The 23,885-nt window shown below is 69.2% G+C and carries 19 protein-coding genes; 11 read left to right on the top strand and 8 right to left on the bottom strand.

What is annotated here, in order from left to right; translation table 11 throughout:
- Positions 1–47: 47 nt before the first annotated feature.
- Positions 48–269, bottom strand: a complete 222-nt coding sequence (locus tag AC4NN1_RS01465) for a DUF7455 domain-containing protein (RefSeq protein ID WP_018186680.1) — start codon at positions 267–269, stop codon at positions 48–50.
- Between the two features lie 194 nt (positions 270–463).
- Here AC4NN1_RS01465 and AC4NN1_RS01470 point away from each other — a divergent pair, with 194 nt between their 5' ends.
- Together AC4NN1_RS01470 and AC4NN1_RS01475 are read left to right on the top strand one after the other, a co-directional pair.
- Positions 464–2,536 carry a DNA gyrase/topoisomerase IV subunit B gene (locus AC4NN1_RS01470; RefSeq protein WP_491954358.1) on the top strand — a complete coding sequence of 691 codons (2,073 nt, stop codon included), beginning with the start codon at positions 464–466 and terminating at the stop codon, positions 2,534–2,536.
- Positions 2,537–2,561: 25 nt separating this feature from the next.
- Complete coding sequence (locus AC4NN1_RS01475; protein WP_491954359.1) at positions 2,562–2,810, top strand: DUF4287 domain-containing protein; 249 nt, start codon at positions 2,562–2,564, stop codon at positions 2,808–2,810.
- 7 nt (positions 2,811–2,817) lie between these two features.
- Here AC4NN1_RS01475 and AC4NN1_RS01480 read toward each other — a convergent pair whose 3' ends face one another.
- Complete coding sequence (locus AC4NN1_RS01480; RefSeq protein WP_491954360.1) at positions 2,818–5,271, bottom strand: DNA gyrase/topoisomerase IV subunit A; 2,454 nt, start codon at positions 5,269–5,271, stop codon at positions 2,818–2,820.
- Positions 5,272–5,365: 94 nt separating this feature from the next.
- Between AC4NN1_RS01480 and AC4NN1_RS01485 the strand changes: the two genes are divergently transcribed.
- Complete coding sequence (locus AC4NN1_RS01485) at positions 5,366–6,478, top strand: alkaline phosphatase family protein (protein WP_491954860.1); 1,113 nt, start codon at positions 5,366–5,368, stop codon at positions 6,476–6,478.
- Positions 6,479–6,480: 2 nt separating this feature from the next.
- Here AC4NN1_RS01485 and sepH read toward each other — a convergent pair whose 3' ends face one another.
- The gene (gene sepH, locus AC4NN1_RS01490) at positions 6,481–7,503 is read right to left on the bottom strand and encodes a septation protein SepH (RefSeq protein ID WP_491954361.1); all 1,023 of its coding nucleotides are present in this window, start codon (positions 7,501–7,503) and stop codon (positions 6,481–6,483) included.
- A gap of 219 nt (positions 7,504–7,722) precedes the next feature.
- Here sepH and AC4NN1_RS01495 point away from each other — a divergent pair, with 219 nt between their 5' ends.
- Positions 7,723–8,016: a DUF4193 domain-containing protein gene (locus tag AC4NN1_RS01495; RefSeq protein ID WP_018186686.1), complete on the top strand. Its 294-nt coding sequence runs from the start codon at positions 7,723–7,725 to the stop codon at positions 8,014–8,016.
- 36 nt (positions 8,017–8,052) lie between these two features.
- On the opposite strand, the gene AC4NN1_RS01500 is transcribed toward AC4NN1_RS01495, so the two are convergent.
- Positions 8,053–8,523 carry a DUF3093 domain-containing protein gene (locus AC4NN1_RS01500; protein WP_491954362.1) on the bottom strand — a complete coding sequence of 157 codons (471 nt, stop codon included), beginning with the start codon at positions 8,521–8,523 and terminating at the stop codon, positions 8,053–8,055.
- Between the two features lie 12 nt (positions 8,524–8,535).
- On the opposite strand from AC4NN1_RS01500, the gene dut reads away from it, so the two are divergent.
- The 7 genes from dut to pepN all read left to right on the top strand — a co-directional run bounded on the left by dut (position 8,536) and on the right by pepN (position 18,613).
- On the top strand, positions 8,536–8,985 hold the full coding sequence (gene dut, locus AC4NN1_RS01505) for a dUTP diphosphatase (RefSeq protein WP_026302850.1): 450 nt from the start codon (positions 8,536–8,538) through the stop codon (positions 8,983–8,985).
- The gene (locus AC4NN1_RS01510; RefSeq protein WP_491954363.1) at positions 8,982–9,566 is read left to right on the top strand and encodes a DUF3710 domain-containing protein; all 585 of its coding nucleotides are present in this window, start codon (positions 8,982–8,984) and stop codon (positions 9,564–9,566) included. Before dut ends, AC4NN1_RS01510 begins: the two co-directional genes overlap by 4 nt.
- A gap of 2 nt (positions 9,567–9,568) precedes the next feature.
- Positions 9,569–10,348, top strand: a complete 780-nt coding sequence (locus AC4NN1_RS01515; RefSeq protein ID WP_116229149.1) for a DUF3159 domain-containing protein — start codon at positions 9,569–9,571, stop codon at positions 10,346–10,348.
- A 28-nt stretch (positions 10,349–10,376) separates the two neighbouring features.
- On the top strand, positions 10,377–11,021 hold the full coding sequence (locus tag AC4NN1_RS01520; protein WP_491954364.1) for an LON peptidase substrate-binding domain-containing protein: 645 nt from the start codon (positions 10,377–10,379) through the stop codon (positions 11,019–11,021).
- Positions 11,022–11,170: 149 nt separating this feature from the next.
- Positions 11,171–14,035, top strand: a complete 2,865-nt coding sequence (locus tag AC4NN1_RS01525; protein WP_491954365.1) for an aconitate hydratase — start codon at positions 11,171–11,173, stop codon at positions 14,033–14,035.
- A gap of 73 nt (positions 14,036–14,108) precedes the next feature.
- Complete coding sequence (gene dxs / locus AC4NN1_RS01530) at positions 14,109–16,076, top strand: 1-deoxy-D-xylulose-5-phosphate synthase (RefSeq protein ID WP_491954366.1); 1,968 nt, start codon at positions 14,109–14,111, stop codon at positions 16,074–16,076.
- Between the two features lie 20 nt (positions 16,077–16,096).
- Complete coding sequence (pepN, locus tag AC4NN1_RS01535; protein WP_491954367.1) at positions 16,097–18,613, top strand: aminopeptidase N; 2,517 nt, start codon at positions 16,097–16,099, stop codon at positions 18,611–18,613.
- A 54-nt stretch (positions 18,614–18,667) separates the two neighbouring features.
- On the opposite strand, the gene AC4NN1_RS01540 is transcribed toward pepN, so the two are convergent.
- The 4 genes from AC4NN1_RS01540 to AC4NN1_RS01555 form a co-directional block, all read right to left on the bottom strand.
- Positions 18,668–20,809, bottom strand: coding sequence for a 3-hydroxyacyl-CoA dehydrogenase NAD-binding domain-containing protein (locus AC4NN1_RS01540; RefSeq protein ID WP_491954368.1), 2,142 nt, complete (start codon positions 20,807–20,809; stop codon positions 18,668–18,670).
- Between the two features lie 11 nt (positions 20,810–20,820).
- The gene (locus AC4NN1_RS01545; protein ID WP_491954369.1) at positions 20,821–22,026 is read right to left on the bottom strand and encodes a thiolase family protein; all 1,206 of its coding nucleotides are present in this window, start codon (positions 22,024–22,026) and stop codon (positions 20,821–20,823) included.
- A 72-nt stretch (positions 22,027–22,098) separates the two neighbouring features.
- The gene (locus AC4NN1_RS01550) at positions 22,099–23,295 is read right to left on the bottom strand and encodes a ribonuclease D (protein WP_491954370.1); all 1,197 of its coding nucleotides are present in this window, start codon (positions 23,293–23,295) and stop codon (positions 22,099–22,101) included.
- Positions 23,288–23,869, bottom strand: coding sequence for a DUF3000 domain-containing protein (locus AC4NN1_RS01555; RefSeq protein ID WP_491954371.1), 582 nt, complete (start codon positions 23,867–23,869; stop codon positions 23,288–23,290). The genes AC4NN1_RS01550 and AC4NN1_RS01555 overlap by 8 nt, the downstream gene beginning before the upstream one ends.
- Positions 23,870–23,885 lie beyond the last annotated feature (16 nt).

A 23,885-nucleotide genomic window follows, 5' to 3' on the forward strand; every position in this document is an offset into this window, starting at 1 on the left:
CCCCCTGCCTCAGCAGGGGGCCTTCGTCGTACTCGGGATGCCGCGGCTCAGACCGATTCGGTCAGGCGTGCGGTCTCGTCGTGCCATGACGTGGCGACGGCGCGGAGCTTCTCTTCGTACTTGCGTCCGTGGTGGGCGCAGAAGAGGAGCTCGCTGCCGTTGACCTCGGCGGCGATGTAGGCCTGGGCGCCGCAGGAATCGCAGCGATCCATCGCCGTGAGGCGGTGCTCGAGGACGGCTCCAGGCTCGGTGGTGGTCGACGTGCTCATGTCAGGTGCCTCCTCGTACTGCTCATGACGGGTGAACTGTCATGTCATACAACCACGGGGATGTTGCACGTATGCCGCCATTGCGTGACATTTCGCTGTGCGCGTACGGTGTGCGCTCGCTGTGCGTGACGAGCTCGCGTCGGCGTGTGTGTCGGTCGGCTCGGTGTCAGCCGTGGCGAATACGATGGGAGATCGTGACAGCCGAGTATTCCGCCCATCATCTCCAGGTCCTGGAAGGGCTCGAAGCGGTCCGCAAGCGGCCCGGCATGTACATCGGCTCGACCGACTCCCGCGGTCTCATGCACTGCCTCTGGGAGATCATCGACAACTCGGTCGACGAGGCTCTCGGCGGGCACGGCGACCGGATCGAGATCCTTCTCTACGCCGACGGCAGCGTCGAAGTGCGCGACCGCGCCCGCGGCATCCCCGTCGACATCGAGCCCCGGACGGGTCTTTCCGGTGTCGAGGTGGTCTTCACGAAGCTGCACGCCGGCGGCAAGTTCGGCGGCGGCTCGTACGCCGCCTCGGGCGGTCTGCACGGTGTCGGAGCGTCGGTCGTCAACGCCCTGTCGGAGCGCCTGGACGTCGAGGTCGACCGCGGCGGCAAGACGTACGCGATGTCGTTCCACCGCGGCGAGCCCGGATCGTTCGACGGAGACGGTCCCTCGACCACCTTCCGTCCCTTCGAGAAGTCCAGCGAACTCCGCGTCGTCGGCAAGGCGCCCCGCGGCGTCACCGGCAGTCGCATCCGCTACTGGGCGGACCGCCAGATCTTCACGAAGGACGCTGCCTTCGACCTCGGAGAGCTCGAGCAGCGTGCGCGGCAGACGGCGTTCCTCGTCCCGGGGCTCGAGATCGTCATCGTCGATCGCCGGACCGACGAGGAGATCGAGACGAGCTTCCGCTACGACGGCGGCATCTCCGAGTTCGCGGAGTTCCTGGCGCCGGACGCGCCGATCACCGACACCTGGCGTCTCTCGGGCACCGGCACGTTCACCGAGACGGTGCCGGTCCTGCAGGCGTCAGGGGCGATGGTCCCGACCGAGGTGGAACGCGAGTGCGAGGTCGACATCGCGCTGCGCTGGGGCACCGGGTACGAGACCGTCGCCCGCTCGTTCGTCAACATCATCGCGACCCCCAAGGGCGGCACGCACCAGCAGGGCTTCGAACAGGGGCTCATGAAGACCCTCCGCGGCCAGATCGAGTCGAACGCGCGCAAGCTCAAGGTCGGCGCGAACGAGAAGATCGAGAAGGACGACATCCTCGCGGGGCTTTCGACCGTCCTCACGGTGCGTCTGCCCGAGCCGCAGTTCGAGGGGCAGACCAAGGAGATCCTCGGGACGCCCGCGGTCCGCAACATCGTTGCATCCGTCGTCTCGAAGGAGCTGGCTGCGAAGTTCGCATCGTCGAAGCGGGACGACAAGGCGCAGACGGCGCTCCTGCTCGAGAAGGTCGTCTCGGAGATGAAGGCGCGCATCTCTGCGCGCACGCACAAAGAGACCCAGCGACGCAAGAATGCGCTCGAGTCGTCGTCTCTGCCGACGAAGCTCGCGGACTGCCGCACGAACGACGTGGCCGAGTCCGAACTGTTCATCGTCGAGGGCGACTCCGCGCTCGGTACCGCGAAGCTCGCGCGCAACAGCGAGTACCAGGCGCTGCTGCCGATCCGCGGCAAGATCCTCAACGTGCAGAAGGCCTCGGTCAGCGACATGCTCTCGAACGCCGAGTGCGCCGCGATCATCCAGGTGATCGGCGCGGGGTCCGGACGATCCTTCGACTTCGAGGCCGCGCGCTACGGGAAGATCATCCTGATGAGCGACGCCGACGTCGACGGGGCGCACATCCGCACGCTGCTGTTGACCCTGTTCTTCCGCTACATGCGTCCGCTGATCGAGGAGGGCCGCGTGTACGCCGCCGTCCCGCCGTTGCACCGCGTCGTCGTCATGAACCCCGGCACCAAGCCGAACGAGACGATCTACACGTACAGCGAGCAGGAGCTGCACACCCTCCTGGCGAAGCTGACGAAGTCGGGCAAGCGGTGGCAGGAACCGGTCCAGCGCTACAAGGGTCTCGGTGAGATGGATGCCGATCAGCTCGCCACGACGACGATGGACCGGGCCGGGCGCACACTGCGACGCGTGCGCGTGCAAGACGCCGAGGTCGCTTCGACGGTGTTCGAGCTGCTGATGGGGTCCGAGGTCGCTCCGCGCCGCGACTTCATCGTGACCTCGAGCGAACGGCTCGATCGCGAGCGCATCGACGCCTGACCCCTGCGGCGCTAGCGTGACGGGTATGGAAGCCCACCGCGTCGTCGCGCCCGTCATCGCCCCGGGGGAGAAGCCCAAGGGTCCCGCCTCGTACTTCCCGAGCATCCAGAAGACCTACGGTCAACCGGTGCAGCACTGGCTCGACGTCGCCGCCGACAGCCTGGACACCCGGACGCACATGGAGACCGTGGCTGTCCTCAAGGACGAGCACGGGCTCGGGCACGGACACGCGAACGCGATCGTCGCCTACGTGAAGGCGAAGCTCGCAGGCTGAACCCTGCTCAGGCCACCGTCGTGCCGATGGCGCCGACCGCGGCGTCGAGCGCCTGGCCGGAGGCATCCCGCTTCGCGCCCGTCTCGGGCAGCGATCGGACCGCGCCGTCGATGCCGACGGCGCGCGGTTGGTCGCCGACCCACGCGACGAGCAACGCGTCCTCCCACCGGAGGAAACGCTGCGCGCGGACGCCGCCGGTCGCCCGACCCTTGGCGGGGAACTCGGAGAACAGCGAGACCTTCGCCGACCCCGGATCGGTCCCCGGCAAGGCGGCACTCGCTCCCGCGACCGTCGCCACGATGGTCTCGTCCGTTGCGGTCACGGCGGTGAAGGCGATGACGCGGGCGCCGTCCGAGAGCCGGATGCCGGCCATCCCGCCGGCCGACCGACCCTGAGGGCGGACCGCCGAGGCCTCGAACCGCAGGAGCTGCGCGTCGCTCGAGACGAAGACCAGTTCACTCGCGTCGTCGGCGAGGGCAGCACCGACGACGGTGTCGCCCGGCTTGAGCGAGATGATCTCGACGTCCGGCTTTCCCGGCGGCAGCTCGGTCGCCGCGACGCGCTTGACGACGCCCTGCGCCGTACCGAGCGCGATCGGGGCGGCATCCGTCAGCGGGACGATCGCGACGACGTGCTCGGTCGGGGCGAGTCCCAGGTACTGGTCCGCGCGGGTTCCCGCGGCGAGCTGCACCGAGTTCGCCGGCACGGACGGCAGGTCGACGGGCGTGAAGCGGACCAGTCGACCCCGGGTCGTGACCGCGCCGAGGTCGCCGCGCGTCGTGCCGTTCACCCAGGAGCGGATCGCGTCGTGCTTCGACCGGCGAGCGGGTGTGACCACGCCCCCGCCGGGCGCGTCGGCGACGAGCTCTGCGCGCACCATGCGTCCGGTCGCCGAGAGATAGACGCGGCACGGGGCGTCGGCGATCTGAAGGTCCGCCGGCGCTGCGGCGCGGCCGCGGGGAGCGACGGGACCACCGTTCATGAGGAGCGTCCGGCGGGTCGTGCCGAAGGCGTCGGATGCGGCATCCAATTCGGTCGCGACCTGGCGCCGCAAGAGCACCTCGCTGCCGAGGAGCTCCTCGAGGGCGGCGATGTCGGCCTTCAGCGTGTTCTGCTCGGCCTCGAGTTCGACGCGCGAGAACTTCGTGAGTCGGCGCAGCCGCAGCTCGAGGATGTACTCGGCCTGCAGCTGAGACAGGTCGAACACGTCCATGAGGCGCGTACGGGCCTGCTCGCTGTCATCTGACGTGCGGATGACCTGGATGACCTCGTCGATGTCGAGGATCGCGATGAGGAGGCCCTCGACGAGGTGCAGGCGCTCCTGCTTGCGCGCGAGCCGGTAACGGCTGCGGCGGGTGACGACCTGGATGCGGTGATCCAGGTACACGCGCAACAGCTCTTTGAGTCCGAGCGTCTGCGGCTGTCCGCCGACGAGGGCGACGTTGTTGATACCGAAGGAGTCCTCGAGCGGCGTGAGCCGGTAGAGCTGTTCGAGGACCGCGTTCGGGTCGAAGCCGGTCTTGATCCCGATGACGAGCCGCAGGCCGTGGTTGCGGTCGGTGAGGTCGGTGAGGTCCGAGATGCCGGTGAGCTTCTTCGACGAGACGGCGTCGCGGATCTTCTCCATGACGCGCTCCGGCCCCACCATGTAAGGGAGCTCTGTGACGACGATGCCGGTGCGGCGCGGGCCGAGCGATTCGATCGACGTCTTCGCGCGGGTGCGGAACGTGCCGCGGCCGGTCTGGTAGGCCTCCTTGATGCCGTCGAGGCCCACGATGACGCCGCCACCGGGGAGATCCGGTCCCGGCACGAACTCCATGAGCTCCTCGAGGGTCGCCCCGGGGTTCTCGAGCAGGTGGATGGCGGCCGACACGACCTCGATGAGGTTGTGCGGCGCCATGTTCGTCGCCATGCCGACGGCGATACCGGTCGCACCGTTGACGAGCAGGTTCGGGAACGCGGCGGAAAGCACCTCCGGCTGCTGGAACTGGCCGTCGTAGTTCGGGATGAAGTCGACGACGTCCTCGTCGAGGTTCTCCGTGAGCGCCAGAGCGGATGCCGCGAGTCGGGCTTCGGTGTATCGCGCGGCAGCCGGCCCGTCGTCGAGCGAACCGAAGTTGCCGTGCCCGTCCACCAGGGGCACGCGGAGGGCGAAGTCCTGAGCGAGGCGGACGAGCGCGTCGTAGATCGCGGAGTCGCCGTGCGGGTGGAGCTTGCCCATCACGTCACCGACGACACGCGCACTCTTCACGTGGCCGCGGTCGGGGCGCAGGCCCATCTCGGACATCTGGAAGAGGATGCGGCGCTGCACGGGCTTCAGGCCGTCGCGGGCATCCGGAAGGGCGCGCGAGTAGATGACCGAGTAGGCGTACTCCAGGAATGAGCCCTGCATCTCGTCAGCGAGGTCGACGTCCTCGATGCGTTCAACAGCGGGCGGGGGAGGGGGAGTGCGCGATGCCATGGCCTCGATCGGTCTTCGGGAGATGCTGCGAGGGGCCAGAAACGGCGGCGGAGCACCGTGTGGAAGACTGACCCGGGTGTCTCTCAGCCTACCCGTGGACCCGCCGTCAGCCCGGAGCCTCACCGGTGTCGTGCCGCAGATCCTGGCCTCTCTCGAGGGGCGGGGCGAGTGGTTCCCGCCCGCCCGGTCGGCGATCGTGCTGCTGGTCGACGGTCTCGGCCGTGCGAACCTGACCGCCCGCGCCGGATACGCGCGCTTCCTCACCGGGCGGATGACCAAGAAGGATGCCGCCCGCACCGTCTTCCCCTCGACCACGGCGGTCGCGCTCGCGAGCCTGCTCACGGGGGAGACACCCGGCACGCATGGATTGGTCGGCTACCGCGCGCGCATCCCCGGCACGGATCGCGCGCCCAACCAGCTCAAGGGCTGGGAGACGGACGGACTCGACCCGTTGACCTGGCAGCGCTCGGTCCCGCTGCTCCAGCGCGAGGCAGAGGCGGGGCGGCCGTGCTTCGTCGTCTCGCAGCCGCGTTACGCCGGGACCGGGTTCACCGCCGCCCTGCAGCGGGGGGCCGAGTTCGTGGGTGCGGCCTCGATCTCCGAGCGTGTGGAGCGTGCCGCGGACCTGGCGCTCCGGCATCCCGGAGCCCTCGTCTACGCGTACGTCCCGGAATTGGACACCATCGCCCACGCCCGCGGATGGGAGAGCGACGAGTGGGCCGCGGCTCTCGAGCGAGTGGACGGTGCGGCCCGCGATCTGGATGCCGCCATCGGCTCCCACGCCGCGGCGGTCCTGACCGCCGATCACGGCATCGTCGACGTCCCCCGCCATCGCCAGGTCCTCCTGCGTGACGGCGACCCGCTCGTCGAGAACGTGACCATCGTCGCGGGCGAGCCGCGCATGCTCCACCTCTACACGGAGGACGGACGCGCGGACGAGGTCCTGGAGCGGTGGCGGGATGCCGAGTCCCCCCGCGCCTGGGTGATGTCACGCGCCGAGGCGGTCGCCGCCGGACTGTTCGGCGCCTCGCCCGATCCCGAGGTCCTGCCGCGGATCGGCGATGTCCTCGTCGCCGCCCGGTCCGCCGTCGCGTACTACGACGACCGGGAGGCCGACAAGAAGCCGCAGAACATGATCGGGCAGCACGGCTCGCTCACCGATCAGGAGCGGGTCGTCCCGCTCGTGCGGCTCGGGGCGTTCGGCTGAGGTCAGCCGTCCTCGGTGCGTGCGCCGAAGACGATCTCGTCCCACGAGGGCATCGACGTGCGACCTCGCCGACGCGTCTGCTCGGCGGCCGGCTCCGTGGCTTCGGGCTGGGAACTCTCCGGCTCGGCGGGCGCCGGCTCGTCGTCGGGCTCGGGTGCGTCGAAGAGGGCGACGGGGGTGGAGGTGCGCTCCTCCCCGTGCTCACCCGGCATCGGCTCGCGCTGGCCGCGACGGCGGCGCAGCGCTTCGAGGAGGTCCGCCGTCTCCGCAGACGTCGCGGGTGCGTGGGGCGCACGCTTGATGGCGGCCTGCTGCACAGCGGCGGACGAGGAGGGACGCGGCTCGGGGGATTCGAGGTCGGCGTCAGGTTCGGAGAGTGCACGAGGACCGAATGCACCACTGTCGAAGCGGGAGGCATCCTTCTGCGGCGCGGAGTCGAGAGCACGCAAGCGGGGGATGAGGCCTTCGGGCAACGAGCCCTGACGCGACAGCTGGGTCGCGTCGGAGTTCTGCGGCGCGAGGGACGATCGGCGCGGATCGAACGACCAGCGGGCGTCGTGCTCGACTTCCCCGACGGTGAACTCGAGCTTCACGGTCCAGCCGTTCTGGTCCTTCCAGCTCGTCCAGCGCTCGCCCGAGGCGCCGGCTTCGGTGAGCTTCGCGCGGACGGCATTGCCGAAGGTCGGCTGCGCCCCGGGGTCGAGCTCGCCCCCGATCAGCACGGTCACGGCCAGCGCCTGACCCACGATGTGCTCGCGTTCGGCCAAGACCGGTCCTTCGAAGCGCTGAACGTCTTCGACGCGCACACCGAGCAGCTGAGCCACATCCTCGGCCGTCATGCCGGCACGGATGTGAGCCTGGATGTCGCGGGGGTTCGGGCGGGTGGTGCGGGGCTCGGCGTCCCGCTGCAGGCGGCGCAGGTGGGTGCGCAGCGCCTCGTCGACGGCGAGCGAGAAGCGGTCGCCGGCGTCGGTCGCGAGCATGAGGCGACCGTCCTCGGTGCCGATCACTTTGAGCTGTTCCATGCGGACGTCCTCCAGATCCAGCGTGTGCGTTCATGCTGTCACGGAGCAGGCCCGGCGGCGGGAATATCCGGGGCGCGCCGCGAGTTTGCGGTGTGGCACCCCCGAAAGGCAGCTACGGCCCGGCGGCTCATTTGCGATTCACCGTGAGGTGATGCAAACTATGGCCGCCCGAACGGGCCGCACCCCACAGCACCACCCCGAAAGTTGAGACGTTCTCGAATGGCCACGGATTACGACGCCCCCCGCAAGACCGAAGACGACAGCGAGTCGATCGAGGCTCTCAAGGAACGCGTCCCGGACAAGATGTCCGGCTCGGTCGACGTCGAGGACTCTGACAACCCGAGCGGGTTCGAGCTCCCCGGCGCAGACCTCTCCGACGTCGACCTCGACGTCGTCGTCCTCCCTCCTCAGGAGGATGAATTCACCTGCGTCGAGTGCTTCCTCGTGAAGCACCGGACCCAGATCGACCACCAGACCTCGATCGGTGCCATCTGCACCGAGTGCGCCGCGTAAGCAGCGCCGACCTTCCTCGGCGTCAGCCGCGGAGACCTAGCGACCCCGCTGCGCGCGGGTGATGATCGCCGCCACCCGATCGGGTGTGCGCGACGAGAACACCCAGCGTGCCGCGGGGTCGTCGTCGTCTGAGACGGGAACGCGGACGACGCCGTCGATACCGCCGCGGAGGACGTGCCAATCGTCCCCGCGCAGGCCGCCGCCTCGCGCCGTGCGGGCGTCGTCCCCGGTGAGGAACTCGGCTTCGCCCAGATCGGACACCGCGATGTGGGCGCGCCCCACGTGCAGGACCCCGTCACGGACGGCGATCACGGGCGCGGCGAGGATGAGCGCCGAGACGAGGACGACTCCGACGGCCAGTCCGATGACGAGGGCGAGCGTCGTGTCGATCGGCGAGAACACCACGGCTGCCATCGGGGCGCACACCGCTGCGCTCACCAGGAGCCACAGGGACGGGCTCAACCGCTCGCGGTAGGAAGCGGGGACGGTGCGGTCGGTGTTGTGCATTAGCCTCGGGGGGTGATGGATACCGTGGACGTTCCCATTATCTCGGCTCATGTGCCCGTCTACGCGCACCCCGGGGATGCAGGCGCCGACCTCGTCTCGACCGAGCAGGTGCGGCTGGCTCCCGGCCAGCGCGCCCTCATCGGCACCGGAGTGCGCATCGCGCTTCCCGACGGCTACGTCGCCTTCGTCGTCCCCCGCAGCGGTCTGGCCGCCAAACACGGCATCACCGTCGTCAACTCCCCGGGCACGGTCGACGCCGGATACCGGGGTGAGATCAAGGTGACGCTGCTGAACACGGATGCCGCCGAGGCGTTCGACATCGCTCCGGGCGATCGGATCGCCCAACTCATCGTGATGCCCGTCTCGCGGGCGACTTTCCTCCCCGTCGACGCGCTTCCCGACAGTGTGCGCGGTGACGGGGGATTCGGATCCACCGGCTACACGACAGGAACAACCGCATGAGCGACGAGCTCGCCCCCAAGTCGGCACCGAGCGATCGTGCCGCCAACGGCCCCTTCGACGAGGCGGAAGCCAATCCCGTCCGCCCCTACATCGATCTCGGCGGCGTGAAGGTCCTGCCCCGGGAGGGGCTGAACCTCCGGCTCGAGGTCGAGGAGCAGACGAAGCGCATCGTCGCAGTGGGCTTGGACTACGCTGGCTCCACCCTCCAGGTGCAGCCGTTCGCCGCACCGCGCTCCAGCGGCCTGTGGGAGGAGACGCGTGAGCAGATCCGTCAGCAGGTCCGTCAGCAGGGTGGACGCGTCGAGGAGCGCGAAGGGCCCCTGGGACCCGAGCTGCTCGCCGAGGTGCCCGTCGCCGGCGCGGATGGCGCGGCCGGTAAGCGGCTCGCACGGTTCGTGGGCGTCGACGGCCCCCGGTGGTTCTTGCGGGGTGTGATCGGCGGAGCCGCCGCCGGTGACATCGCGGCTGCCGAGCAGGTCGAAGACCTCTTCCGGTCGATCGTCGTGGTGCGCGGGACGACGCCGATGCCCCCGCGGGACCTCATCCCTCTCAAGATGCCCGCGACGCCCGGCAGCGCGTGAGCATGGCGCAGGACCGACCCGGCGAGCCGTCGGCCGATCGACCGGACCTCGTCCCGCCGTCAGCGGGTGAACCGACGGCATCCGACCTCATCGGTCAGGCCCTCGGGGGAGCCGCGAAACGTGCGGGACTCGATCCGACCGACGACGCCACGACCGGACACGTCGTGTGGCGGGCGATGGGCGGATGGCGGGGGATCGGCGAGTCCGTCCTCCCGGGGCTCGTGTTCGTCGTCCTCTACACGGTCACCGGTCAGGACCTCGTGCTCTCGCTCGTGGCGTCGGTGGGGTTGGCGGCCGTCTTCACGATCATCCGCCTGGTCCAGCGGTCTCCCGTTGCGGCGGCCTTCGGCGGCCTGGTCGCGACGGGTGCCGCCGCGGCGCTCGCGCTGTTCACGGGTCGGGGCGTCGACAATTTCGTCCCCGGGCTGATCACGAACGCGGCGTACGGGACAGGGCTCCTCGTCTCGGCGCTGATCGGGTGGTCGCTCATCGGCGTCGCTGCGGGGTTCCTCATGAACGAGGGCACCGCGTGGCGGGCAGACCGACGCAAGCGCCGGGTGTTCTTCTGGCTGACGATCGCGTGGGCCGCGCTGTTCTTCGCGCGTCTCGCGGTGCAGCTGCCGCTGTACCTCACGGATCAGACGGCGGCACTCGGCACTCTGAAGCTCATCATGGGCCTGCCGCTGTTCGCGCCGATGGTCGCCGTGACCTGGCTCGCCGTCCGTGCGCTCTATCCGCCGCGCGCCGCGTCGACCGAGGAAGCCGCAGCAGAACGCCCCTGACCGGTCCGACGGCTGGTTGACTGGCCGTATGGACGCCGTCCCGATGTTCCCGCTCGGAAGTGTGCTGTTCCCGCACGCGCCGCTCGTCCTTCGGATCTTCGAACCGCGCTACCTGACGATGCTCGGGAGACTGCTCGAGCACGAGGACCCGGAGTTCGGCGTCGTCCTGATCGAGCGCGGACGAGAAGCCGGCGGGGGAGAGGAACGCTCCTCCCTCGGCACGATGGCCAGGATCGTCCAGGTCGAAGCGGGAAGCGCCGACCTCTTCGTGATCGCCGTCGGCGGAGATCGCATCACGGTCGACCGCTGGGGTCTCGACGACCCGCATCCGATCGCCGACGTGACGCCCCTGCAGCCGCTGGTCTGGGACGAGGAGCTGGCACCGCTGCGGCGCGAAGCGGAGCGGGTGGTCCGCCGTGTCGCCACGCTCGCTTCGGTGCTCGGGGAAGCGCGGTGGGATCCCGATACGGAGGTGTCGGACGACCCCGTCGAGTCGAGCTGGCAGCTCGCCGCGATCGCACCCCTCGGGGAGTACGACCAGTTCCGTCTGCTCGGCGCCACGAGCCTGCGCGATCTCCTCACGTTGCTGGTCCGGCTGTGTCTCGACGAGGAGCCGGTGCTCGTCGCGCGCGCTGCGGACGAGGTCGATCCGGACGAGGAGAGCGGCGCCTGAGGCAGCGGCATCCGCCCGCGTAGAGTATCTTGATATCAAGATAAATTTCGCCCGCCTGAGTAAGGCGGACCTCACTAGTCACCGGGACCAGGCAGGGCGAAGATGGGAGGGCCGGCTCACGCCGCGCCCGCCGACGAAGGAGAGCACACGTGTCCACAGTTGACAGCTTCGGTGCCAAGAGCACACTCACAGTCGGCGACACCGACTACGAGATCTTCCGCATCGACACCGTTCCCGGTTTCGAGAAGCTTCCGTACAGCCTCAAGATCCTCCTCGAGAACCTGCTTCGCACCGAGGACGGCGCGAACGTCACCAAGGAGCAGATCGAGGCCCTCGGTAACTGGAACCCCGATGCCGAGCCCAACACCGAGATCCAGTTCACGCCGGCGCGCGTGGTCATGCAGGACTTCACCGGTGTTCCCTGCATCGTCGACCTCGCCACCATGCGCGAGGCCGTCACCGCCCTCGGCGGCGATCCGAGCAAGATCAACCCGCTGTCGCCGGCCGAGATGGTCATCGATCACTCGGTCATCGCCGACCTCTTCGGATCCGAGAACGCCCTCGAGCGCAACGTCGAGATCGAGTACGAGCGCAACGGTGAGCGCTACCAGTTCCTGCGCTGGGGTCAGACCGCCTTCGACGACTTCAAGGTCGTCCCCCCGGGGACCGGCATCGTCCACCAGGTGAACATCGAGCACCTCGCCAAGGTCATCTACGACCGTCCGGTCGACGGCGTCCTGCGCGCCTACCCCGACACCTGCGTCGGCACCGACTCGCACACCACGATGGTCAACGGCCTGGGCGTGCTCGGCTGGGGCGTCGGCGGCATCGAGGCCGAGGCTGCCATGCTCGGCCAGCCGGTCTCCATGCTCATCCCGCGCGTCGTCGGCTTCAAGCTCACCGGTGAGATCCCCGCCGGCGTGACCGCGACGGACGTCGTCCTCACGATCACCGACATGCTCCGCAAGCACGGCGTGGTCGGCAAGTTCGTCGAGTTCTACGGCGAAGGCGTCGCCCAGGTGCCGCTGGCCAACCGCGCCACCATCGGCAACATGAGCCCCGAGTTCGGTTCGACCGCGGCGATGTTCCCGGTCGACGACGTGACCCTCGACTACCTGCGCCTCACGGGGCGCGACGAGCAGACCGTCGCCCTCGTCGAGGCGTACGCCAAGGCTCAGTCGCTGTGGCACGACGCCTCCCGCGAGCTCAGCTTCAGCGAGTTCATGGAGCTCGACCTGTCGACGGTCGTCCCCTCCATCGCCGGCCCGAAGCGTCCGCAGGACCGCATCCTCCTCTCCGAGGCGAAGAACCAGTTCGAGAAGGACATCCTCAACTACGCGGATGCCGCCGCTGAGGACTCCGTCGAGATCGAAGGCACCTTCCCCGCGTCCGACCCGGGTTCCGCTCCGGGCGTCGAGCACGAGACCGTCTCGGCCGAGGGCGTCTCGCACCAGCACGAGCACGAGCACGTCCCCTCGATGATCTCGAGCGGTGCCCGCCACGCGGCATCCAAGCCGGTCAAGGTCACGACGCCCGACGGGCAGTCCTACCTCCTCGACAACGGTGCGGTCACCCTCGCGGCCATCACCTCGTGCACCAACACGTCGAACCCGTCGGTCATGATCGCGGCGGGCCTCCTCGCCAAGAAGGCCGTCGACAAGGGCCTGAAGCGCAAGCCGTGGGTCAAGACGACGCTCGGACCCGGCTCGAAGGTCGTCACCGACTACTACGAGAAGTCCGGACTTGACAAGGCGCTCGAGGGCCTCGACTTCTACACCGTCGGCTACGGCTGCACGATCTGCATCGGCAACTCGGGTCCGCTCATCGAGGAGGTGTCGGCGGCGATCAACGAGAACGACCTCGCCGTCACCGCCGTCCTGTCGGGCAACCGCAACTTCGAGGGCCGCATCAGCCCCGATGTGAAGATGAACTACCTGGCCTCGCCGCCGCTGGTCGTCGCCTACGCTCTCGCCGGGTCGATGAACTTCGATTTCGAGACCGATGCGCTCGGCAAGGACGCGGACGGCAACGACGTGTTCCTGAGGGACATCTGGCCCTCGCCCGACGAGGTCCAGGAGGTCATCGACCACTCCATCTCGCGCGAGCAGTTCATCAAGCAGTACTCGACCGTCTTCGACGGCGACGAGCGCTGGCAGAACCTGCCGACGCCCACGGGTCCCATCTTCGAATGGGACGAGGATTCGACGTACGTCCGCAAGGCACCGTACTTCGACGGCATGGAGAGCACGCCGGCACCCGTCACCGACATCTCCGGTGCGCGCGTCATGGCGACCCTGGGCGACTCGGTCACGACCGACCACATCAGCCCGGCCGGCAACATCAAGGCCGGCACCCCGGCGGCTCAGTACCTCACCGAGCACGGTGTGGCGCAGAAGGACTTCAACTCCTACGGCTCGCGTCGAGGGAACCACGAGGTCATGATCCGCGGCACGTTCGCGAACATCCGCCTGAAGAACGAGATCGTCGCCGCGGTCAACGACGGCAAGGTCGTCGAGGGCGGTTTCACCCGCGACTTCACGCAGCCCGGCGGACCGCAGTCGTACATCTACGACGCGAGCCAGAACTACCAGGCGCAGGGCACCCCGCTCGTCGTCTTCGGCGGCAAGGAGTACGGCTCCGGTTCGTCGCGCGACTGGGCGGCCAAGGGCACGAGCCTGCTGGGCGTCAAGGCGGTCATCACCGAGAGCTTCGAGCGCATCCACCGCTCGAACCTCATCGGCATGGGCGTCGTGCCGCTGCAGTTCCCCGCCGGGGAGAGCTGGAGCTCGCTCGGCCTCGACGGCACCGAGATCGTCTCGATCACGGGCCTCGAGCAGCTGAACGAGGGCGTCACGCCCAAGACGGTGAAGGTCGTCGCCGAGCCGAGCGAGTTCTCGCCGGAGGGCAAGCAGACGGTCGAGTTCGACGCGGTCGTCCGTATCGACACCCCCGGTGAGGCTGACTACTACCGCAACGGCGGCATCCTGCAGTACGTGCTGCGTTCGCTGGTCTGACCCGCGTGTCAAGAGGACCCCGGCTCCGCGTGGAGTCGGGGTCCTCTCGCATGCGGGCACGTAGACTCCTGTCATGAGTCTTCTCGAGGGAATTTCCGGTCCGCGTGACCTCGATCGGTTCTCGAGCGAGGAGCTTCACATCCTCGCCGATGAGATCCGGACCTTCCTCGTCGAGAACGTCTCGCGCACCGGTGGCCACCTCGGCCCGAACCTCGGCGTCGTCGAGCTGACGATCGCCCTGCACCGCGTCTTCGACTCCCCGAACGACCCCATCATCTTCGACACCGGACACCAGTCCTACGTCCACAAGCTGCTCACCGGTCGTCAGGACTTCTCGAAGCTGCGCTCCCGCGGGGGGCTCGCCGGCTACCCGCAGCGCTCCGAGAGCCCGCACGACGTCGTCGAGTCCTCGCACGCCTCGAGCTCGCTCAGCTGGGCCGACGGGGTCTCCCGCGCCCTCACGGTGACCGGCCGCAAGGATCGCCACGTCGTCGCCGTCGTGGGCGACGGATCGCTGACTGGCGGGATGACGTGGGAAGCGCTCAACAACATCTCCGACGACAATGACCGCAACCTCGTCATCGTCGTCAACGACAACGGTCGCTCGTACGCGCCGACCATCGGCGGCATGGCGCGCTACCTCAACCGCGTCCGCACGGCCGACAGCTACAAGACACTGCGACAGAGTTCCGCGCACGTCTCCCGGCTGCTCGGACCCATCGGCCGCGCGGTCTACCGCGGCGTACGCGGCGGCACCCACGGTTTCCTGTCGCGCTTTACCAACAACGTGGCGCTGTACTCCAACCTCGACATCAAGTACCTCGGCCCCGTCGACGGACACGATCTGGATGCGATGGAGGAGACGCTCCGCCTCGCGAAGGAGTACGGCGCGCCGGTCATCGTGCACGCCATCACTGACAAGGGGCGCGGGTTCGAGCCGGCGCGGCGTGACGAGGCCGACCAGTTCCACGCGGTCGGCAAGATCGATCCGGTCACGGGGGAGCCGATCGGGTCCTCGGATGCGGTCGCCTGGACGGACGTCTTCTCCGAGGCGCTCGTGGCGGCCGGGGAGCGGCGCGACGACATCATCGCGATGACCGCCGCGATGCTGCGACCGACCGGCCTGCAGGAGTTCGCACAGAGGTTCCCGAAGCGCGTCTACGACGTCGGCATCGCCGAGCAGCACGCGGTCGCCTCGGCCGCAGGGCTCGCGTTCGGCGGTGTCCACCCGGTCGTGGCGATCTATGCGACGTTCATGAACCGGGCGTTCGACCAGGTCATGATGGATGTCGCGCTGCACAAGGCGGGCGTCACCTTCGTCCTCGACCGGTCGGGCGTGACCGGGCCCGACGGTCCGAGCCACCACGGCATCTGGGACCTCGCCATGCTGCAGCTCGTGCCCGGCATCCGGATCGCCGCGCCCCGCGACGCGGAGCGGCTTCGCGAACTCTTCGACGAGGCGGTCACCGTCGAGGACGCGCCCACCGTTGTGCGTTTTCCGAAGGGGTCCGTGCCGGATGCCCTCGACGCGATCGAGCGTCTGGCGGACGGCACGGACGTGCTGTACCGCAGCGGCGCCGAGGACGTCCTCATCGTCGGCATCGGCCCGATGGCGCACATGGCCGTCGAGGTCGCCGAGCGGCTCCGCGCCCAGGGCATCGGTTCGACGGTCATCGACCCTCGCTGGGCTGTTCCCATCCGCCCTGCCGTCGTCGAGCTCGCGGCATCCCATCGCCTGGTGATCACGATCGAGGACGGCATCCGCGTCGGCGGTGTTGGGACGCGCGTGCGTCAAGTGCTGCGCGAGGCGGGCGTCTCGACGGCCGTCGACGAGCTCGGCCTTCCGGACGAGTTCATCGACCACGCGACCCGCGAGCAGATTCTCGCCGATGCGGGCCTGACGGCCTCGAAGATCGCGCAGGACGTCGTGTCGCAGGTGCTCGGCACGCGCGTACCCGTCGCCCGCCAGTCGAGCGACGACGCCGTGTGGAGCTCGCAGGAGGTCGAACTCCGCGGCCCGACCGACGCGGCTTCCGACTGACCGCGTGACAGCATGGAGGGATGCAGACACGGCAGCATTCCGGCGATGAGAACCTGAGTCGAGAGGATGCCGCGGCCCGGGCATCCGTCATCGATCTCGACACGATCGAGGTCGACCTGGACGTCCGGTCGGCGTCCGACGCCTCCCGCGATGACTTCGCGACGCAGAGCACTCTGCGATTCCGCGCGTCGGCCGCCGAGACGTGGGTCGACTTCCTCGGCGTCGCCGTCGACGAGGTGGAGCTCAACGGTGCGCCGCAACCGGTCGAGTGGGACGGTGCCCGGATCCGCCTCTCGGGACTCGCCGAGGACAACACGGTCCGCATCCGCGCCCGTGGTCGGTACAGCCGGTCGGGTGAGGGTCTTCACCGCTTCACGGATCCCGTGGACGGGGCCGTGTATCTGTACACGCAGTACGAGCCTGCCGACAGCCGCCGCGTCTACCCGTGCTTCGAGCAGCCCGACCTGAAGGCGCGGTGGACCTTCCGCATCACGGCGTCGGGTGACGGCGCCGTCCTGTCGGGCGGCGCCGAGACCTCTCGCCTCGACGTCGACGGCGGGGTCCGCGTGTCCTTCGCCGAGACGCCCCTGCTGTCGAGCTACGTCACCGCGGTCGCCGTCGGGCCGTACCACCGCGTCGACGGGGCCTGGACGGGGGAGCGGCAGAGCGTGGACCTCGGCGTCCTCTGCCGCGCCTCGCTCGCGGAGCACCTCGACGCGGACGAGATCCTCGACATCACCCGCCGAGGACTCGACTTCTTCACAGCGGCCTTCGACCAGGACTACCCGTGGGGTAAGTACGACCAGATCTTCGTCCCCGAGTACAACCTGGGGGCGATGGAGAACCCGGGGCTCGTCACCTTCACCGAGGCGTACGTCTTCCGCGGCGCGGCGACGGCCGCGCAACGCGAAGCGCGCTCCAACACGATCCTCCACGAGATGGCGCACATGTGGTTCGGCGACCTCGTCACGATGCGGTGGTGGGACGATCTGTGGCTCAAGGAGTCGTTCGCCGACTTCATGGGGACGCACGCGAACGTCGCGACAGGGCTGCACCCGGATGCCTGGGTCACGTTCGCGAGCCGGCGAAAGGGGTGGGCGTACGTCCAGGACCAGCTCCCCACGACGCATCCGATCGTCGCCGACATCCCCGATCTCGAGGCGGCCAAGCTGAACTTCGACGGCATCACCTACGCAAAGGGTGCGTCGGTTCTGAAGCAGCTCGTCGGGTTCGTCGGCGAGGAGGCCTTCTTCCGCGGTGCGCAGCGGTACTTCGCCGCCCACGCCTACGGCAACACGACGCTCGAGGATCTCCTCGTCGCGCTGGAGGAGGCATCGGGGCGCGACCTGCGATCGTGGAGCACGGCGTGGCTCGAGACGACCGGGCTGCCGACCCTCACCGTCGAACGCGGCCCTCTGGCCGTCGTGCAGGACGTCGCACGACCGCACGCGGTCCGCGTCGGTCTGTGGGACGACGAGGCGGGACGTCTCGTCGCGCGCGGCGATGTCGCCGTCGACCTGTTCAGTGAGCGCACCCTCGTCGACGCGCCCGTCCTCCCTGACACCGCCCTCGTGATCGCCAACGTCGACGACCGCTCCTATGCGAAGGTGCGGCTCGACGACCGGTCGCTCGCAGCCGTCACGGCGGGCCTGTCATCGATGCCCGACGCGGTCGCGCGCGGCGTCGTCTGGGCGGCGTTGTGGAACGCGGTGCGTGACGGGGAACTCGCGGCATCCGTCTATCTGGCGATCGCGGCGGATCACGCTTCCCGCGAATCGCACCCGGCGCTCCTGAGCGACGTCCTCGCCCACGCCGCCTTCGCGATCCGTCATTACGTGTCGGACGTCGAGCGGGCATCGGCCGCGTGGTTGGAGGGAGCATGGCGCGCCATGGCGGCGGCGGACGCCGGGTCCGACGCGCAGCTCATCTGGGCACGAGCAGTGGGTGTGGCCGCCGAACTGTCCGGGGACCGCGCGGCCGAGATGTCGGCGATCCTGGCAGGAGAGGCACCGGCACCGGCGGGTCTCCCGCTCGACCCCGACCTCCGGTGGGGATGGCTCTTCGGTCTCGCTGCGTCCGGCCACGCGGACGCCGCGAGCATCGACGCCGAAGCGGAGCGGGATGCGACCGCCTCGGGCCGCACGGCGCGTCTGGCGGCGCTCGCGGCGCGGCCGGAGGCATCCGTCCGTCGCGACGCGTGGCGGGCGGCCTGGGAGGACGAGACGCTGACCAACGACCACCTCGATGCCACCATCCGTGGCGCGCGGGCGGGGGAGAGTCGTGACCTCGTCGCGGAGTTCGACGCCCCGTACTTCGAGCGGATTCTGCCGGCGTGGCGCTCGCGCAGCATCGAGATCGCCGCGCGCCTCGTGCGGGGGTTGTTCCCCGCCACGGAAGACACCGCGTCGGTCGACGCCTGGCTTGAGGCGAACACCGATGCACCCGGTTCGCTCAGGCGCATCGTGATCGAGCAGCGTGATCACCTCGCGCGCGATCTCCGGGTCCGTGCGGCCCAGGCGCAGCTCACTCGGCACTGACGGACGCGTGCGGCCCCCGGGACACCCCGGGGGCCGCACGCGTTCCTGGGTCCGTCAGGCGATGCCGCGGATCGGCGGGTGGTGGAACGTGTCGCCGAACACCCGGTCGCTCGCGCCCTCACGGTCGAGGTACGGCGTCGCACCGCCGTCGATGAAGGGCCATCCTGCTCCGAGGATCAGGCACAGGTCGATGTCCTCGACCTCGGGCACGACGCCCTCGTCCAGCATGAGCTTGATCTCCTGCGCGAGGCCGTCCTGCACACGGCGGAGGATCTCTTCGGCGGATGCCGGTGTCGATCCCGTCGCCTTCTTCGCGACCTTCTCGGCGGCCTTCGTGAATCCGGTCACGCGGCCGCCCTTGTCCTTCTCGACGACCTCGTCCAACGCGGCGAGCTCGTGGAAGTTCTCGTTCGCATAGAACCGGTCGGGAAAAGCGCGGACCATCGTGTCCTGCACGTGGGCGGCGACCTTCCAGCCGACGAGGTCGATGAGCTGGAACGGTCCCATCGGCAGGCCGAGCGGCGCGAACGCCTTCTCGACGTCCGCGACGGGCGTGCCCTCGTAGACGGCGCGCGCGGCCTCGCCCATGACCTTGGCGAGCAGACGGTTCACGACGAATCCGGGCGCGTCGGCGGTGAGGACCGCGTTCTTGCCCAGCCCCCGGGCGACGACGAACGCCGTCGAGAGGGCGGCATCCGACGTCAGCGGAGTCTTCACGACCTCGATGAGCGGCATGACCGCGACCGGGTTGAAGAAGTGGAAGCCGACCAGGCGCTCGGGGTGAGCGAGCTTGGCGCCGATCTCCTCGACCGAGAGCGACGACGTGTTGGTCGCGAGGATCGCATCCTCCGCGACGACGGCCTCGATCTCGGCGAACACCGACTGCTTGACGCCGACCTCTTCGAAGACCGCCTCGATGACGAAGTCGCAGTCGGCATAGGCCGACTTGTCGGTCGTCCCGGTCACGAGGGCGCGCAGCTTGTTGGCGGTGTCGCCGTCGAGCCGGCCCTTCGCCTCGAGCTTGCCGATCTCGTCGTGGATGTAGGCGACGCCCTTGTCGACGCGCGCCTGATCGAGGTCCGTGATCAGCACGGGCACCTGGAGCTTGCGCACGAACAGAAGGGCGAACTGGCTGGCCATGAGCCCCGCGCCGATGACGCCGACCTTCGTGACCTTCTTCGCGAGCGCCTTGTCGGGCGCGCCGACGGGACGCTTCGCCCGCTTCTGCACCAGATCGAACGCGTACATGGATGCCGCGAACTGGTCGCCCGTGACGAGCGAGGCGAGCGCGTCGTCCTCACGCGCGAACCCTTCGGCCTTCGTGCCGCTCTTGGCCTTGTCGAGCAGGTCGAGCGCGACGTAGGGGGAGCGCGGGACCGTGCCGATCTTCGACTCGAGCATGCCGCGGGCCATCTTGATCGCGATGGGCCACTTGGTGAGCCGCTCGATCTTGCCGGGGGCGTTCTTGCGCTCGACCTTGATCGTGCCGCCGAGGACGCCGTCGGCCCACCGCAGTGACGACTCGAGGTAGCTCGACGCCGGGAAGATCGCGTCCATGATCCCGAGGTCGAAGGCCTGCTGCGGCTTCAGGACGCGGTTCTGCTTCAGCGGGTTGGAGACGACGACCTCGAGCGCGTTCTCGATGCCGATCAGGTTCGGCAGGAGGTACGCGCCGCCCCAGCCGGGGATGATTCCGAGGAAGACCTCCGGCAGCGCGATCGCGGCGGCTGAGGCATCCACCGTCCGGTACGTCGAGTTCAGCGCGATCTCGAGCCCGCCGCCCAGGGCGAGCCCGTTCACGAAGGCGAACGACGGCACGCCGAGATCCGACAGCTTGCCGAGGACGTGGTGACCGAGCTGGGCGATCAGTCGCGCGTTCTCGACGGAGCCGACATTGCTGACCTCGCTGAGGTCGGCGCCGGCGGCGAGGATGTATTGCTTGCCCGTGATGCCGACGGCCTGGATCTCGCCGGCGCGCGCCCGAGCGGCGAGCGTGTCGAGGGTGGCGCCCAGGGCGGTCAACGTCGCGGGCCCCAGCGTGTTGGGACGGGTGTGATCGCGGCCGTTGTCCAGCGTGATCAGGGCGAGCACCCTGCCGCTGGCGAGGGTCACGTCGCGCACCGGCGAGTTCGTCACGACCTCGGTGTCGGAGAGGGCGAGCAGGGGCGAGAAGTCGATCTGGTCGTAGTTGGTCATCGTCGGCGGCCTCACTTCTTCTTCTTGCCGTTGTAGTGCGGGTTCTCCCAGATGACGGAGCCGCCCTGGCCGAGTCCCACGCACATGGCCGTGAGGCCGTAACGCACGTCGGGGCGCTCGGCGAAGTGGGCCGCCAGCTGGATCATGAGGCGGACGCCGGATGCCGCGAGCGGGTGCCCGAGCGCGATGGCACCGCCCCACGGGTTGACCCGCGGGTCGTCGTCGGCGATGCCGAAGTGGTCGAGGAGCGAGATGACCTGGACGGCGAACGCCTCGTTCAGTTCGAAGAGGCCGATGTCGTCGATCGTCAGGCCCGCCTTCTTCAGGGCCTTCTCCGTCGAGGGGATGGGGCCGATGCCCATGATCTCGGGCTGCACGCCTGCGAACGCGAACGAGACGAGCCGCATCTTGGGGGCGAGCCCCAGCTCCTTGACGGCACTGCGACCGGCGAGCAGCGACATCGTCGCCCCGTCGGTGAGCGGCGACGAGGTGCCGGCCGTGACCCGTCCGTGCGGACGGAACGGCGTCTTCAGCGCGGCGAGGTCAGCCATCGTCGTCTGCGGACGACGCCCCTCGTCCTCGGTCGCGAGTCCCCATGCGCCTGCAGCATCCTTCACCGCGACGGAGACCAGATCGGGCTGGAACTTGCCGGCCTCGTAGGCGGCCTGCGCCTTGTGCTGGCTGAGCATGCCGAAGCGGTCGGAGCGCTCCTTGGTGAGCTGCGGGTAGCGGTCGAAGATGCGCTCGGCCGTGACGCCCATGTTCAGCGCGCCGGGGTCGACCATCTTCTCTGCGACGAAGCGCGGGTTCGGGTCGGCGTTGCCGCCGATCGGGTAGTGCCCCATGTGCTCGACGCCGCCGGCGAGGGCGACGTCGTACATCCCGACACCGATGGATGCCGCCATGGTGGTCACGCTCGTCATGGCGCCGGCGCACATGCGGTCGATAGCGAAGCCGGGGACCGTCTGGGGGAGGCCTGCGAGGATCGCGACCGATCGGCCGAGCGTCAGCCCCTGCTCGCCGGTCTGGCTGGTGGCGGCGATCGCGACATCGTCGACGCGCTCGGCGGGAACGCCGGGGTTCCGCTCCATCAGACCGATCGTCGCCTTGACGGCGAGGTCATCGGCGCGGGTGTTCCAATACATGCCCTTCTCGCCGGCACGCCCGAACGGGGTGCGCATTCCGTCGACGAAATAGACGTCCGAAAGCTCGGCCACATTGCCTCCAAAGATTGGGTTCCCACCCAGCCTAGAGAGGCGCTCCGACCGTGAAAATCGGTTGGTTCGAACCTACGAAGCGGGTTCGGACGGTTCGTCGGGGCTCTGCACGGAATCCACAAAGGCGGCGGCGATCACCTGTGCGGTCTGTTCAATCTGCCACGTCCGGGCGCCGAGGTGGAGGAGGGCCTCACCCACGGATTCCGCGGTGATCTCCGCAGGAGGATTCCACGCGACCCGACGCAGGAGATCGGGCGTCAGGAGGTTCTCGGTCGGCATGTGCAGCTCTTCGGCGCGCGCCTCGACGACAGGTTTGGCAGCCTTCAGACGTGCGTCCGCGGCGGGGTTACGGTCCGCCCACGCGCGCGGCGGGGGCATCCCGTCACCCGGGCCGCGCTCGGAGGGGAGCGCGGGGTCGGCCCGTCCCGCCTCGATGGCCGCCCACCAGCGATCCAGCTGATTGCGGCTCGCGCGACCCGTGAACTCCTTGACCCGTGCGAGGTCCTGTTTTGTCGCGGGGTCGGCGATGACGGCGGCGACGAGGGAGCGGTCGGGAACCAAACGGCCCGGAGATACATCCTCCTCCCGCGCATACTCCTCGCGCGCCGTCCAGAGGGCACGGGCTACCGCCAGGGCGCGACGACCGCGGACGGTGTGCAGTCCGCTGAGACGACGCCACGGCTCCTCGCGTGCGGGCTTGGGTGCGCGCGTGCGGACGGCCTCGAACTCCTCCTGGGCGAATCCGGTCTTCTCCTGCTCGTCGAGCTCAGCTGCGAGGGCATCGCGCACATCGATGAGGTGCAGCACGTCGAGGGCCGCGTACTCCAGCCATCCCTGGGGCAGAGGGCGCGTCGACCAGTCCGCAGCGGAGTGCGCCTTGGCGAGGGTGATCCCGAGCGTCTGCTCCACCACGGCGCCGAGGCCGACGCGTTCATGGCCGAGAAGCCGGGCGGCGAGCTCCGTGTCGAAGATCCGGGGCGGCTCGAGACCTGCCTCGCGGAGGGACGGCAGATCCTGGCTCGCGGCGTGGAGCACCCACTCTTCGTCGCCGATCGCTGCCTGCAGCGCCGACAGGTCGCCGATCGCGGGCGGATCGAAGAGATAGACCTCGCTCCCGCGACGGTAGACCTGGATGAGATAGGCGCGCTGCGAGTACCGGAACCCGGACGCCCGCTCCACGTCGACCGCGACCGGACCGTGCCCGGCCGCCAGGCGCGACGCTGCGGCCGCCGCCGTCTCCTGATCGGCGATGACCTCGTATTCAGCCACGTGTACTCCGCTGCCCGCCGAACACGGCGATGTTCTCCGAGCCCGGGGGAAGGCCTGCCAACATGCAGACCAACTCACCCCAGGCATCCATATGACTGGCGACGTCCCCCTCGGGGGACCACGAAGCGCGGAGCTCGATCTGCGCGCCGTCGCCCTCCGCGGCCAGCGTTCCGAATCCCTTCGAGAGGGTCTTCGTCGCTGTGCCGGATGCCGCGTGGAACGTCGCTCCACGTGCGGCGAGGGCGTCGACCAGCCAAGACCAGGCTACGTCGGCCAGAAGGGGGTCGGTGCCGATCTCGGGTTCGAGCGGTGCCTGCGCGAAGCAGACGATCCGCCACGGTCCGCCCCAGGCATCCGGTTCGGACGCGTCGTGGAGGATCACGATGCGTCCCGTGCCGTACGGGGATTCGCCCTCGTCGTCGGGACGCACGTCGCCGGCGAACGCGATGGCATCGGGAGCCAGCGAGGAGGGGGCGGCGATCTCGCGCACCACGAAGTCGTCGCGGAAGCCCAGCGCGCGGAGCTCGTCGCTGACGGCGGGGAAATCCGGCGTCGCGGACGGAGGTTCGGTCACGGCGACAGACTAGAGT

The organism is Microbacterium sp. MDV22-iso44 (assembly GCF_058629135.1).